We start from the raw sequence: 14,447 nt of genomic DNA, 5'->3' as shown, positions 1-14,447 counted from the left end.
TATGCGGTCCTTGAATGTCAAGTGATGGTACTCTTTCAACGGTGCAACACCTCCGGGCTTGAATCACCTAGAGTGTTGCACCTCATTCATGAATGTGCCGAGTTCAAAATGCGATGTGCCTCCCTGCTATTATCTTCCCGTGGGGTACAAGGCGGATAAAGGGGCTTTCCGCGCGCGCGCCGCGCGCCCTTTCGCCGCAATTAAACGCCTTTTCGGCGCGTCCGCGCCTGCGCGATTCCGCCTGAAATTCGCGTTCGCGGCGGTGCTTTTTTGCGTTGCCGTACCCGTTCCCGCGGCCGCGGCCTCCGGCGATGCGATCCGCATCGGCCGCCCGCCCGCCCCGAAATCGCCGGTTATTTCTGCGGAAGCTTCGGCCGATTCCCACGAACCCGATTCCGGCGCGGTTTCTTCCCCGGATCCGCCGACGAATGGCGAACCCCCGCCGACGGAAAACCGCGTCCCCGTGCCCGGCACGCTGATCGCCGATACCATCGAGTATTCGCCCGACGGCGTCGTCACCGCATCGGGTGGCGTCGTTTTCGAAAGCCCGGGGCTGGTGCCGGACGGAACCGTGCGGCTGTCCGCGTCCGAGCTTGTTTTCGACACGAAAACCGGATTGATCGAATCCGAGGGAGCGGTGACGTTCGAAATTGTCGAAACCGGGGTGTACCTGACCGGCGAGCGGCTGACCTTTTCGATTAACGACAGGACGGGCGGATTAGACGGCGTTTCCGGCTCGGTGCCGGTGGAGCGCGGCGCGGGATTCCCGCCGTCGCGCATCTTCATATTGGAAGGCGACCTGACCGTGGACGCATCCGGCGGGGAGACCAAGCTCATGCTCCGCGGCGCGAAATTCTCCACCTATCCTTACGACGACACGGATTTCTTCATTTCGGTAAAAAGCGCGGAGCTGGTGACGGGCGAATATTTCACGCTAAAAAAAGTGAGCGCGACCGCAAGCGGATACCGGATTTTCTACTGGCCGCACGTGCGGGAAAGCCTGATCGAGTCGGAAGGCGCGTTTCGAAGCGTATTTCCTACGCTCGGCTATTCGGGCGACGACGGCGCGCGTGTGTTCTATCGCCCGGAGTACACAATCGGCCCGTTCACGACGCAGTTCAATCTGGACTACTGGACGAAGCGCGGGCTGCTGCCCGAATTCGACCATTACGCGACCGCCGGCGATTTCCGATTCGGTGTTAAGCACGGCGAAGTCTGGGCGCGCGACGTGCGCGGCGACACCGCGATTTTCCGCGAGCGGATTAACGCGTACGTCGCGTTCGAGCGCGAGTACAAGCGCGGGCCGGTCAAGTCTCTCGAAAGCCGCATCGAAGCAGGGCGGATAAAGCAGATCGAGCCGGATTTGACGGGCGAGCGCTACCTGGCTGAAGTGGATTTGTCGTTCCGCGAGCACTTTTTCAGCGAGCGCGCTTTCATTGGAACCGGCGCGGGCGTGGCTCACCGGGAGTACCGCGGCCTGCCGTCCGATCGTTTTACGGTATACACGGGGCGGCTGACTTTGGGCAAGCGCCACTTATTCGGAACGGACAAGGTCGAGCTGCGATGGCATCCGAAACAGGGCGAAGCGGCATTCCGATTCGACGACCTTTACAACGAGCTTGAGCTGACCGGCGTCAAGCACGTGAGAGTGAGCGAAAAGTGGATGGCCGTGGGCACCGCGCTCTACGATTTCGACAATTCGGAATTCGACCAATTGTCGCTGGAAATCAGGCGGCTCAACAAGGCTTATACCATCGGCGCAGCCTGGGATTTCGCGCTTGGATCGGGCTTCCTCACCTTCGACGTGAGAATGTGGTAAGCGCGCTAATTCCAGCGGTTTTCAACATTCCGGAAATTAAAAGTTTTTTTTTCTACGATGTGGAACTTTTGAGAATTTCGGGTATCCTATAAGTGAGGGGCGGGTTTGCGCGCCCCTTGTCGGGCGATTCGTTTTATGGTGCGGTCTTTGGCCGCTTGTTTTGCACGCTTGCTGCGGCGCACGCGTGCTCGGCGCCGCAGGAAGGGGGAATGGCCGATGGATGCTGGCGTTATTATTTTCGGCCTCGTTGGCATAGTCGTTCTTGCCGTCATAATTTCAATCGCCTCCCGTCCCCGCCGGATAATCGAAAATGGCCAGGATGCCGATATCGAGCGGATTTACGCAGCCAATCCCTGGGCACAGAAATTCGGGCAGTTCACAGTGGACAAAAAATACTCTCATTCGGCCTCGGATCGAAAATACGAGGAGAGATACCCGGACGCGCCCGAGTTCAGGGATTACCGCGCGGAGGATCTGTTGGACGAGCGGAAGTACAAGGAGGCGGAGGAATATCTTCGGCAGATGGCCGATATCGCCAAAGCCGAGGGTAACAACCGGCGGCTCACCACTTACCGCTACTATTTCGGCAGGTTGATAGAGTTCCGCCAAAAATATCCGGCGCAGCAATCGGAAGAGAGCGACTCGAGGATAAGGGCTGTCAGGCATTGACGCCCGGGTATTTTCCGGAGATTGTCCTCCGGAGAGCGATCGCGCGCGCAATCACTGTATAATCGCGGCGCCATGCTGTCCACGCTTCACACCGCGTCGATAGTCGGTCTGGAGGCCGAGCCGGTTCTGGTCGAATGCGACCTCGGAATGGGGCTGCACGCGTTCAACATCGTCGGCCTCGCGGACAAGGCGGTCAAGGAATCAACCGACCGCGTTCGCAGCGCGCTCCAGAACAGCGACCTCGAATTCCCGCAACACAGGATAACGATAAATCTTGCGCCCGCAGACCTGCCCAAGCAGGGGACGCACTTCGACCTGCCGATCGCGCTCGGAATCGCGGTGGGCAACGGCCAGTGCGCGCAGGACAAGCTGGAAGGGTTTCTGATAATGGGCGAGCTGGGGCTGGACGGCAGCCTTCGTCCGGTCGCAGGCGTCCTTCCGACGGCGATACTCGCCCGCGATTTGAAACTAAATGGCGTAATCGTCCCGCGCGAAAACGCGCGCGAAGCCGCGGTGGTTTCAGGACTGACCGTGATGGCGTTTGAGTATCTTGCCGAGCTGATCGCGTGGGCGCGCGGCAACCTCGCGATGGATCCGTATCCGCCGGTTGAAGTTGCGGATCTTCTGCGCGAGTCGCATATTCCGCTTGACTTCGAAGACGTGCGCGGCCAGGAGCAGGCCAAGCGCGCGCTCGAAATCGCGGCCGCGGGCGGCCACAACATGATCATGGTCGGCCCTCCGGGCAGCGGCAAAACGATGCTCGCCAAGCGGCTTCCGAGCGTGCTTCCGTCGCTGTCCGTTGAGGAAGCGCTGGAGGTGACGCGAATTTACAGCGTCGCGGGATTGCTCTCGCGCGACACGGGCGTGGTCACCGAGCGTCCTTACCGCAGCCCGCACCACAGCGTTTCTCTCCCCGGACTGGTCGGCGGCGGGACGATCCCGCGCCCCGGCGAAATCAGCCTCGCGCATCTCGGCGTGTTGTTCCTGGACGAGATGCTCGAATTTCCCAAGCATGCCCTTGAGCACCTGCGCCAGCCGCTTGAGGACGGCGAAGTTACAATCAGCCGCACCCAGCTTTCGCTGACGTTTCCGAGCCGGTTCATTTTGGTCGGCGCGCTCAACCCGTGCCCGTGCGGTTACTACGGCGACCCGGTCAAGGCATGCAAGTGCCGGCCCGGCGACATTCAGAACTACTGGAAAGGGCTGTCCGGGCCGGTGTGGGACAGGATAGACATAACCGTCGAGGTGCCGCGCATCCCGACGGAAAAACTCGCGCGCGTGGAGCCGACCGGCGAGCCGAGCGCCGCGATAAGAAAGCGCGTGGAAAACGCGCGTCGGATGCAGGCCGCGCGGTTCGCGATAGTCGACGCGGAAGCGGCGGAGAAAGCCGCGAAGGAGCAAGCGGAAAAAGATGCCGCGGCCGCCGCATCGGAGCATCATTCGATACGCGACCACACCTGGGGCGCGGCGAAGGAGGGCGACGAGGAAGCATCGGACGGCCCGCTCTCGCCGGAAGAAGCGCTGCAGATGATGGGCGGCAAATCGTCGCGCCGCCGAAAGCCCGCGGCGAAGGAGCGCTCCGAGCGGCAGGCGGGGCTGCGGGCGATCATGTCGCGCGGCGGCGCGTTCGCTGCGAAGCGCCCGCTCACGAAGGTCTACTGCAACGCGCAGATGACGCCCAAGATGGCGGCGAGGTTCTGCCCGCTGGACGAACCTTCGATGAACCTGCTGATAAGGGGCGTCGAAAAATTGGGGCTTTCGGCGCGGGCGTTCGAGCGTATCAAGCGCGTCGCTCGGACGATCGCGGACCTGGACGAAAGCGAAGCGATAAAGATTTCGCACGTGGCGGAGGCGATCCAGTACCGCGCGGGCGAAGGGAAGTTCGGGCTGTAAATGCTCGATGCCGAAATTTGGAAGCGCCAAAGCGGGTAAAATATAATCGCCATCGGCGGGTGATTTGCATGAACGGACGATTTACAGCAACCGGAGTAGTGGACGAAGACGGCGTAGTCGTCATCAGGCTCAAGACCGATCTTCCGCCAGGAAAAAAGGAGTTCGCCATCGAACCTATCGACACACCGCGTCCGGAAGTCGACCGGGAAAACTTTGAATGGCCGGTGATTTACAGCGGCCCGTTGACAGACAGGTTCTCGGTCGACAGGGAGGACATTTATGGCGAACGGGGCTGAAGAACCGGTATTCGTAGACTCAAACATTCTTATATATGCCAGCATCAGCACTTCGCAGTTGCACTTGTCCTGCAAACGTACGATTAACGAATTGGTAGCGAACGGATGCGAGTTGTGGGTGAGTCGCCAAGTTATCAGGGAATTCCTCAGTGTTATGACGCGAGACGATTATTACCTCGCCAGCATGCCAAGATCAAAGGTGCTGGCCTTAGCGGCGGAATTCCGGCGCTTTTTCCGCCTGGCCGAGGAAAGCGAGGCGGTGACCGATCGCCTGCTGCAGATTCTTAATGACTTTAAAGTATCCGGCAAGCGGGTTCACGATGCAAACATCGTCGCCACGATGCTCGTTTGCGGGGTAAGGCGGCTAGTCACTTCAAACGCAAGGGACTTTGCCCCATTTGCGGAACTGATCGACTTGATCGGCGTTTCCTAGCCGACGCGTTCGCCGGCCGTCCAATTGCCGCAGGCCATCTCCGATTTCAGAATAGCCCGCGGATAGGGAGGGTACAAGATGTTGCCAGAATGAAATCCCTGTTCGGGCAAGGAGACCGCCATGTCCATCCGTCCCGTTAAACGTCTTTCCAAGTCCCGCCCCACGCTTGAAGGCGCCGGGGTGCATCTCAACCGCGCGTTCGGGTTCGGCGACACGGGCCTGGTCGATCCATTTCTGCTGCTCGACGATTTCCGCAACGAGCGGCCGGAGGATTACCTTGCGGGCTTTCCCTGGCATCCGCACCGAGGAATCGAGACGATAACGTACGTCCTCGCGGGCGAGGTGGAGCACGGCGACAGCATCGGCAACAGCGGCACTATTTCCGCGGGCGACATCCAGTGGATGACCGCGGGCAGCGGGATAATCCACCAGGAAATGCCCAAGGGCGACACGCAGGGGCGGATGCACGGCTTCCAGCTCTGGGCCAATTTGCCCGCGGCGCTCAAAATGACGGCGCCGCGTTACCAGGAAGTGAAGTCGGCGGACATACCGGAAGCGACCGACGACGACGGGACGCGCGCGCGCCTCGTGTGCGGCAGCTTCTGGGGGATGCGCGGCCCGGTCGAGGGGATCGCGGCCGATCCGGTTTACGTGGACGTTTACGTTCCGCCGGGAGTGCGAAAGTCGCTGCCCGTCGAAACGAAAAGCAACGCGTTCGCGTACGTTTTCGAGGGCGCGGGGCGGTTCAGCGGCGCGAGCGATCCCCAGCCGGTTCCGACGGAAATCACGGACAGGCCGGACGTAATCGTGCCGGTGCTCGCGGACAACCGCTCGCTGATTTTGTTCGACACGGGAGATGAGGTGACGGTCGAGGCGGGCGAAGAGGGCATCCGGTTTCTACTCGTATCCGGACGGCCGCTGAAAGAGCCCGTCGCATGGCATGGCCCGATTGTGATGAACACGCAGGAAGAGCTGAAGGAAGCGTTCGACGAATTGAAGCGCGGTACGTTTTTGAATCCGCGTTAATCCGCGTTCAAACAGCGAAGAGTTTCACTTCCGTTGCAAATTCGAAAGACAGCCTGCCTAAATCGAATTCCTGAATTCGTACAGAGTGCCGAGCATCGAATACACTTCGTTGTAAACGAGGCCGTTCGGGAAGTTGTTGACGTAATCTTCAAGCTCGGCGATCGCATAGTCCATGTCGGACGCGACGTAATAAACGTCGTCCTGCGTCAGCGTGCCGTACTGGTAGCCGTTGTTGTAACGCACCATCGCATCGAGCGCGAGAAACATTCCATGAAAAGCCTGGACGACTCCGGACGTCGGCAGCGTGTTGCGCGCGTCGTCCATGACGTAAAACAGCGACGCGGAGTTTTCCATCATGAAATTCTCGTCCACGTTCATCAGAAGAAAAATGACGACAAGGTTGGCGATACCGCTGTAGTAGGTTCCCGGCGAGCCGTTCAGCACAAGGTCGAGCCACTGGTACGCAGCGTCCGAATAGGCGGGATCGAAGTTGTATTCCGTCCAAAGAAGAAAATTGAAAAATCCCATCAGGCTCTGCACGTACGGGTCGTAGGTAGAGATATTGACCGCGTGCTCCAAGGCCTCGTTCGCCTTTTGTACGTAATAGCGCCGGTCGGGGCCGGAGGCGCTCGACGAAAAACCGTGGTATGTCATTCCCAAAAGCGCCCAGGCGCGGCCGTAATTCGGATCGGCTTTTACCGCGAGTTCAAGCAGCCTTGCACCTTCCTGCTCGCGTGACGGATCCACATAGACCGCGTTCGGATCGTCCATATAGGTCAAAAGGAACGTGAATACCGAATCCGAGCCGAACAGAACATCATTAGCGCGCGTGAAATACTCGTACGCTTCGAACGAAGTCGTATCTTCGCGCGTGAATTCGTAAACCTGGTTGTTCGTGAGCTCGTCGTAGCTCTGCGGATTTTCCTGGGTTTGTTGGATGTACTGCGTATAGTCCTGCACGTCCTGCGCGAAATTGTTTGAGGGAGGCGGATTGTCGGGAGCCGGCGACGTCGCTGCGCCGGATGTGGCCGTGTTAACCGATTCGCCCGCGCCCAGCTTGCGCCCGATGTCGGACGCGAGAGTGTTGTACTGGCTGAATATGTCGTCGACGTTTCCGTTGACTTCTGTCGAGTTCTCGGCCTGCGCGCTCTCAACGTCCACTACGCGCGCGGAAATCAGGATCTTGCTTTGCTGCACCTGGTAGCTTCCGACGACGGCTTTCTGGATGTTCATTATCTTTCCGGCCTCCGCGACGGTCGAGGTGTCGGTGAAGCCGGACATCTGAAACCGCTGCTCCTCAAGGAGCTTGTTCATCTGGCCGCGCTCGACGACGGTTATCTGCGGAAGTGCCGCGAGTTTGGACGACAGCGATTCCTGGATGCCGCGCCCGACCCAGTCGAACGCGGTCGCCCCGGCGATGTTTTCGAACTGCATCACCCCGACGCGCAGTTTGCCGGACTGGCCGGATTGTGCCGTGCCGGGGCGGGAATTGGCGAGCAGAACAAGCGACAACGCAAATATCAGAAAGAGAGCCTTTTTCATAACGGATACATGTTACCAGCATCCGGCGGCACGTCAATCCCGCGAGCCGTGGGCATTATTCGACCTGATTCCAGATATCGGCAATCACGTCCGGGATGGACTCCGGCGGATCGTAGCGGTCCAGGAATCCCAGGCCGACGCTGGAAGAAACCAGCGTGTAGAGCGTGAACGTGTTGGACTTGGCGAATTCCTCCGCGGGGAACGCCGCTTCCACGACGTGATGGGAAAGCGCGATGCCGTATTCGAACGAATGCTCGTCGGTGCGGAACGATAGCGAAAACGGCGAATTGGAGTAAAACTCGATGCTTCCGGCTTCTCCTCCCGGCAGCCCGAAAAACATACACTCGTACTTTCCGCCGAGCTTGGTGGAGCGGTACGCTTCTTCAAGCGGCATGTCCGCCGGAAAATTCAAATGCCACGGGAAAGCAAGCCTTTTCGATTTGCCAGGTTCGTCGCTCGTCACGGTATCGCGGACGAAAAGCATACCGTCGCGAAGGAGCATCAGCTCGCGCCGCCAGGACACGCCGCGATAAGTGGTTGTTGCGGTTCCGTAAAATCCGACCGGCTCCGCGTAGTGCACGTTGCCTTCTTCGTCCAACCAAGCGCCGGTAAATCCCGGCGTATCGAAAACCCGCTGCTCGATGGCGGCTTCGCGAACTTCGCCGCCCGGGACGGGCTTCGTCCAGTCCGGGCCGAGGCCGTCCACAAGCAGCATGTTGTGATTGTCGGGAGTGTTTACGCGCGAATGTTCCTCCCAGTTTATGTAGCCTCCGTCCAGGAGAATCCACTTGCCGCCTTCGCGCGTGCCCGAATAAAACGAAAGCGCCAGCGGGTCCCAGTGCTCGTGCCCGATGCCGTGCCAGTGCGCGTCGCCCGATTCGATCCGCACGTTCACGTACGATTCCAAATCGCCCCAGCCGGTGCGCATAACCATGTCGCCCGTGCCTGTATCCAGCCAGCCGAGGGGAAACGCGCCCTTTGTGTCCACGTCGATCGGCGAGCCGGAATTTGCGAAAAGCTCTGGCCTGTACGTAAGAAGCGAAAGGACAGGGTCATGATCTTTCGGATTTTCGGGATCCTGTTGCCGCATGTAATCCCATGTAAGAACTTCCGCGAGCGCGGGATTCGATTCGCTGACGATAGACGCGGCGACGTTCGACGGAAATCCCGCAAGCGCACTGTCGTCGAAATTCGGCCGGCGGCCGTCCGGCGCGGCGGACATTACGCTCCACCGCGAAAGCGCTGCCAGACGCGATTCGATTTCCGTTGCGCGCTCCGGACGCGCCAGCCGGTCTATGAACATACAGTCCAGCCACAGGTCGAGCGAATATTCCAGGTAGCTGTGCCCCTCCGCCCAACCTGAAATGTCCGGAATTTCCTTTCCGGAAAGCGACTGGAATTCGCAGTGAAGCGGCAGTTCCGAGTCGCAATATGCAATCCAGTCCGCCGCCTGATTTTGGAATCCCGGCTCGGACTCAAGCACGAGAGCGCAAGTCAACAGCGCCGAATACTGGCGCACCCCCCAGTTGTTCTTCGCGCCTTCGAACCATGCGGGGCGGTTGCGCATTAGAATTCCACCGAGATTGCCCACGATCCCAGCCGCGGCCTCGCGGTCCGAGTCGCCCGCATCGAGCCGTCCGAGGAGCAGCGAAATCGCCGCGTCGCTCGCCGCGCTGTCTATCGCGAGCAACTCGTTGCCCTTGACCTTACTGGGATCGATTCCGTCAATTGTGCCGAGCGCGTCCAGCCAAGCGGCCTTTGCGGACAAGTCGCCGGTTAAGGCAAACTCGAACGCCGCGCATTTGGCTATTTCCGCGTTCCGCGCGGCCTTCCACGCGAAGCCCGTTTCGGGAAGCTCGTTTGGCGCAACCGAAGCGGTGCCGCGCACCTGGCTGTACCAAGTCTTTGCCGGCTCAGCTTTCAACCGCGGACGAAGCGAATCGAGAATCCCGGCGATGCGTGAATCGAGCGATTTTTCAGCGGACGGTTCCGCGCACGCTGCGACGGAGGAAATTGCAGCGACTGCCGCAATCGTCGCGGCGGCAATCCATCGGAAGGGATTTTCCATTCCTGCATTTTAGCAAGACCGGTGGCCGGACGACGCGCATTCCGGCGGCGATAAGCAATAATAGTACCCGTCCGCGCCCCGCGCGGAAGTCCGAACGGAGGAAACAGATGAACGGATTATATTTTCGTCCCGCGATCGCGGCGGCGGCCGCGGCGGTTTTGTTGTGCGCAAACGCGTTCGCCGCGACGCAATGCGGCGCGCCCAACATAGCGACTTTCAGTGTCGTCGCGTACGATCCATCCACGGGCGAAGTTGGCGTCGCCGTCCAGAGCAAGTTTTTCGCGGTCGGCAGCGTCGTGCCGTGGTGCCGCGCGGGCGTGGGCGCGGTCGCTTCTCAGGCGTACGGCAATCCTACGTTCGGGCCGCTCGGCCTGGATATGATCGCCCAGGGCAAAATGCCGGAGGAAGTGCTGAAGGCGCTGCTCGAAACCGACGAGGACGCGGCCAGGCGGCAGATCGGGATCGTCGCGCTTCTGCCCGACGCGGGCGGCGCGTTGCGCGGCTTTGCGGGAACATACACCGGCGACGAGTGCCTGGCATGGGCGGGCGGTAAAATCGGCAAAACGCCGGACGGGATTACGTTCGCGGTGCAGGGCAACATCCTCTCCGGGCCGGAAGTGGTCGAGGCGATGGCCGCGGCGATTTCGCTTCCGGCTGACATGCCGGCGGATGAATTCGCATTCGGGATGCCGAACGGGATGAAGCTGACCGAAAACGAACTGGCGGCGGTCGGGACGGGCGATTTGGCGGGCAGGCTGTTGCGCGCGCTCCTCGCGGGGCAGGCGGCGGGCGGCGACTCGCGCGGGATGCAGAGCGCGGCGCTGAAGGTTTCCCAGGCAGGCGCGGGCTACGGCGGCTACACCGACGTGAAATACGACCTGCGCGTGGACGACGCGGCCGATCCGTTCGACGAGCTTGCGAGGCTCTTGAATCTCGCGCGGCCGATTTCGCTTTCTTTCGAGGCCTACAATAAGCTGTATGCGAAGGAGTACGGCGCGGCGATTGAAATATTCACCCGGCTCGTTTCGCTCCAACCGGAGGAAGCGTCCCACCACTACAACTTGGCGTGCGCGCTGTCGCTTTCGGGAAGTCTGGACGAGGCGATGAAGGAGCTCGCGATCGCGCTGGAAATGGACCCGGACGAGCTTCTGCCCCTGGCGAAGGAGGATCACGACCTGGATCCGCTACGTGAGAGGGAGGATTTCAGGGGGCTGGTGGGGTAGGAATACGTTTTCTAGTCTTAACTCCCTTGGCTCTCCGAAATTTGATTGATTGATCTAGCAAGTCCAAACTCATTGTAAAACCTGTTCATAATTTGCTGTATCGAGCTCATGCAATCAGCTTGCGGCTCTGGCAATTCAAAAATTGGTGCTACTAATGTATTTCGTCTGCAAAGGCGTTTTCTTCCCAACTGAGTCATGATTCTTGGAGAAATGGCCGGAGGCGTAAATATAATATGGTTATCGACTAGCAGCAGGGAAAAGCCAATGTACACAGGAAACTCCAGATTAAGCATTTCCAGTACTTGCATTATCTCCTGCCAGCCTTCAACAATTTCGGTTTCATTGGCGTTCAAGTGAAGCTCATTACCGCTGGCCGTACGATGTACATCCATACATAATACAAGCTCGAACAAACCTGAGAAAAACATCATTGAATACGTAAAATCCGGATGTGAAGTTTGTGTATAAACGCATCTTCCATCGAAATCCCTGCTCCATTGGGCTTCAGACAGGTCAATTCTCCTGGTGATTTCTCTGAATAAGTCGTCTGACTGGAGATCCTTGATATAGGTAGGAAAATTCTGGGGCCATATATGCAACACGAGCTTAGGTGCGTATCTGGACATGACACAATTTTCGCCACGCAAGATTTTGTTTAGCCTTTCTGAGCGTGAATGCTCTAACGATTGCCGGAATGAACGTTCATGAATAAACTGCTCACGAATGCCATCCAAGTCCAAGGATTGAGACCTCCTAAGCAATCTTTTCGAGAACCTATACCATTGACCCCCATGCGGTTTTCTTGTTGCATGTGGGGGGCGATAACTTCGCGGAATAGATATTACGACAACTCCAAAACCATCTGACTCGATTGACTTGATGACCGTGACACTGTGACTTGATATTGGCGGCTCAACCGAGTTCTTTGGCAAGTCCGTCCAGGTTTGGATATGTCGCTCCAAGTTTGTAATATCAACCGGGACCACAGCTTCGGGTAATCCAGTAGGTTCTCCATTCTCCAAGCGAATTTCTTTGATCCCAATTATGATAAGTCCACCTTCTGAATTTGCAAAAGCGCACACATCACGCAAAAACTCGCTTTTGCCGTCGTCATTTAAAGGATAAATCTCCTCTTTATAGTCCAATGTATTGCTTTCAGGAACTTCTTTGATTATGAGTTCCTCAATGTCTTCTATTGTCAAATTAGCTAGAGGTTTATTAAACATACTTTTCACTCCGCCCGAAGCACCGTATCCCCCACTTGCAGCGTCGAGCCAGCCAGGAGCGGCGTTTCGACCGTCACCCGCACGCCGTCCACGTACGTCCCATTCGTCGAGCCCAGGTCCATCGCCCAGCATCCCATTTCGTCAAGCCTGACCGCGGCGTGTACCCGGCTCGCCCGATTGTCGCGCGCCAAAACGACGTCGACCGTCACTTCCGAGCCTGATGCGGAGGCCGACGCGCCCGCGCCCTGCGCGCCCGCGCTTCCCGGAACCGCGCCGCGGTTCGCGCGGCCTATATAAATTTTGCGCCCCTGTGTCAGTGCGAAAACCTCGCCCGCATGCGGTCCGGAAATCGCGACGAGCTTCGCGGGAAGCCGCGCGGCCTCGAACCTGTCGCCCATCGTTTCGAGCGATGGCAGGTCCGAAAAATCGCGCTCCGCCGGATGGCGCTCGCCCTCGCGCAGCGCCTTCTCGCGGAAAACAAACTGCGTCCTGCCCAGCCAGAAGCTGTCCCTGTCGCGCAGGACGACGCGCCGCACCCACTCCGTCCCGATCCCGATCGGATGGTCACGCGACAGCGCTTCGATAACGTACCCGTCCCGCGTTTCCTTCAGCACCGCGTGGTTGGGCTGGATCGACGCGTCGTGGCGCAGCATCACGTCGTTGTTCTCCAGGCTGCCTATCGTCGCGACCCCCCCCGTGATCGTGAAGTCTTTCCCTTCAAGCGGCGTGATCATCACGGTCAGCCACACCGCGCGCGTGATTTTCAGGTAGGTGACGATGATCAAAACCACGGCCATTATCACCGTGAGAATCACGCCCGGCCACATCCACCGCGCGAGCGCCGCGCCCAGCCCCGGAATCCGGTACAACGCCTCCGCGCTCGCTTTCTTCCCGTAGTAATCCGCGTCCAGATGCACGGTCACCGTGCGCCCTTTGTCGCTCAGGTGCGGAGACCGGTATTCGAGGATGTACTCGTTTTGAATCTGGTTGAGGATGTCGTGGTAGACGCGGTCAAGATCGCCGGGCGTCGGCGAAAACAAAAAACGCCCGCCGGTGCGCTGCGACAACTGGTCGAGTGCCGCCTGCTCGATGTCCACTCCCAGTCCCAGCGCGAAGACGCTGAATCCCTTGTTCTGCGTCTCCGCGTTGTCGCGGTAAAACGCCATCACGCTTGAAACGGTCTCGGTGGACTGGTTGTCCAGCCCGTCCGTCAAGACCACAAGCGCGCGCCGGAATCCATCCTGCGGCAACAGCAAATCCATTCCGGCCTTTATCGCGTCCCAAAGCGCGGTCTGGTTGATCGTTTTCAGCGCGTCGACGGTGTCCTTGAGCGAATCCTTGTTGTCGGTGAAGTAATACTCGATGGAGGGAACGTCACTGAAGCTCACGATAGCGGCGCGGTCGTCCGGCCCCATTTTGTCCAGGAACGACTTGAGCGCTGCTTTTTCCAGATCCAGCGCCGGCTCCATCGACGCGCTCACGTCCACGACGAAGCAAACCGCCAGCGGCGCGCGCGACATCGGATCGGCGAATACGATTTCGCCCCCGTCGCGATCCTCCTCCATCACCTTGAAATGCTCCGGTTTGAGCGTCTTGATCGGCGCGCCGTTCTGGTCGAGCGCGGATACGTACAGCTGCACCGCGGGAAACCGCTCTTCGTCGGTGACGATTTGCGAAATCTTCAGATAGAATTCCGAAGGAAGCTCGATAGCGATTTCCGGCCGTTCGAGTATTTCCTCCGGCGTGGGGGGCTGGAGCTTCGGCTCCTCCTCTTCCTCCTCGCCCTGGTTGTCGAACTTGCTCCAGATGTCTCCGCTTCCGCCGCCCCCTTGGGTGTTCGCGGGCTGCGCAAAAAGCGCAAGCGCCGCAAATGCTGTAAGAAATGCGAATAAGGTGCCGGTCAACCGGAATCGCATCGGTTTCATTCCACCCTGAACGTGGTGCTGCCGATTCCCACGCTCATTCCCGGGGCGAGCGCAGTCGCCGCGGCTATTCTGGCGCCGTCCACGGTCGTTCCGTTCGTGCTGCCCACGTCTTCGATTTGCGCCATTCCGTCTTCGCCGACGTTAATTTTTGCGTGACGCCTGCTCACCTGGTTGTCGCCGGCAAGTATGACCGCATTCCCCTCGCTTCGCCCGATTGTAATTTCACCGGGCGTCAGCTCGAACACTTCGCCTGAATACGCGCCCGCGATCCCCACGATCCGCCTCACCGGCGCGGGCTCGCGCTTCGGCTTCGCGGCAGCCGATTGC

Annotated in this window: 12 protein-coding genes; 7 read left to right on the top strand and 5 right to left on the bottom strand. The window is 59.3% G+C overall.

Going from position 1 to position 14,447, the window contains the following annotated elements:
- Positions 1-262: 262 nt before the first annotated feature.
- The 6 genes from HRF49_11170 to HRF49_11145 all read left to right on the top strand — a co-directional run bounded on the left by HRF49_11170 (position 263) and on the right by HRF49_11145 (position 6,136).
- Positions 263-1,819, top strand: a complete 1,557-nt coding sequence (locus tag HRF49_11170) for a hypothetical protein (GenBank protein ID MEP0815207.1) — start codon at positions 263-265, stop codon at positions 1,817-1,819.
- Between the two features lie 216 nt (positions 1,820-2,035).
- Positions 2,036-2,488: a hypothetical protein gene (locus HRF49_11165; GenBank protein ID MEP0815206.1), complete on the top strand. Its 453-nt coding sequence runs from the start codon at positions 2,036-2,038 to the stop codon at positions 2,486-2,488.
- Between the two features lie 72 nt (positions 2,489-2,560).
- Positions 2,561-4,381: a YifB family Mg chelatase-like AAA ATPase gene (locus tag HRF49_11160; GenBank protein MEP0815205.1), complete on the top strand. Its 1,821-nt coding sequence runs from the start codon at positions 2,561-2,563 to the stop codon at positions 4,379-4,381.
- A gap of 68 nt (positions 4,382-4,449) precedes the next feature.
- Positions 4,450-4,677 (top strand): hypothetical protein, encoded by a 228-nt coding sequence (locus HRF49_11155; GenBank protein MEP0815204.1) that lies wholly within the window; start codon positions 4,450-4,452, stop codon positions 4,675-4,677.
- Positions 4,661-5,110, top strand: a complete 450-nt coding sequence (locus HRF49_11150; GenBank protein ID MEP0815203.1) for a PIN domain-containing protein — start codon at positions 4,661-4,663, stop codon at positions 5,108-5,110. The genes HRF49_11155 and HRF49_11150 overlap by 17 nt, the downstream gene beginning before the upstream one ends.
- Positions 5,111-5,230: 120 nt before the next feature.
- Positions 5,231-6,136: a pirin family protein gene (locus HRF49_11145; protein MEP0815202.1), complete on the top strand. Its 906-nt coding sequence runs from the start codon at positions 5,231-5,233 to the stop codon at positions 6,134-6,136.
- A gap of 57 nt (positions 6,137-6,193) precedes the next feature.
- Here the strand turns inward: HRF49_11145 and HRF49_11140 are convergent, their stop codons facing one another.
- Together HRF49_11140 and HRF49_11135 are read right to left on the bottom strand one after the other, a co-directional pair.
- Complete coding sequence (locus HRF49_11140; protein MEP0815201.1) at positions 6,194-7,678, bottom strand: hypothetical protein; 1,485 nt, start codon at positions 7,676-7,678, stop codon at positions 6,194-6,196.
- 55 nt (positions 7,679-7,733) lie between these two features.
- Positions 7,734-9,746: a heparinase II/III family protein gene (locus HRF49_11135; GenBank protein ID MEP0815200.1), complete on the bottom strand. Its 2,013-nt coding sequence runs from the start codon at positions 9,744-9,746 to the stop codon at positions 7,734-7,736.
- Positions 9,747-9,853: 107 nt separating this feature from the next.
- On the opposite strand from HRF49_11135, the gene HRF49_11130 reads away from it, so the two are divergent.
- Positions 9,854-10,969, top strand: coding sequence for a DUF1028 domain-containing protein (locus HRF49_11130; protein ID MEP0815199.1), 1,116 nt, complete (start codon positions 9,854-9,856; stop codon positions 10,967-10,969).
- 17 nt (positions 10,970-10,986) lie between these two features.
- On the opposite strand, the gene HRF49_11125 is transcribed toward HRF49_11130, so the two are convergent.
- The 3 genes from HRF49_11125 to HRF49_11115 all read right to left on the bottom strand — a co-directional run.
- Positions 10,987-12,195 carry an ATP-binding protein gene (locus HRF49_11125; protein MEP0815198.1) on the bottom strand — a complete coding sequence of 403 codons (1,209 nt, stop codon included), beginning with the start codon at positions 12,193-12,195 and terminating at the stop codon, positions 10,987-10,989.
- Positions 12,196-12,200: 5 nt separating this feature from the next.
- Entirely contained in the window at positions 12,201-14,099 is a 1,899-nt protein-coding gene (locus HRF49_11120) for a VWA domain-containing protein (GenBank protein MEP0815197.1), read from the bottom strand.
- Positions 14,100-14,116: 17 nt separating this feature from the next.
- The coding region (locus tag HRF49_11115) for an FHA domain-containing protein (protein ID MEP0815196.1) at positions 14,117-14,447 on the bottom strand (331 nt) is incomplete at its 5' end.

The organism is bacterium (assembly GCA_039961635.1).
Taxonomy (GTDB): domain Bacteria; phylum 4484-113; class 4484-113; order JAGGVC01; family JAGGVC01; genus JABRWB01.
This window is presented reverse-complemented; position numbering and strand designations above follow the sequence as displayed.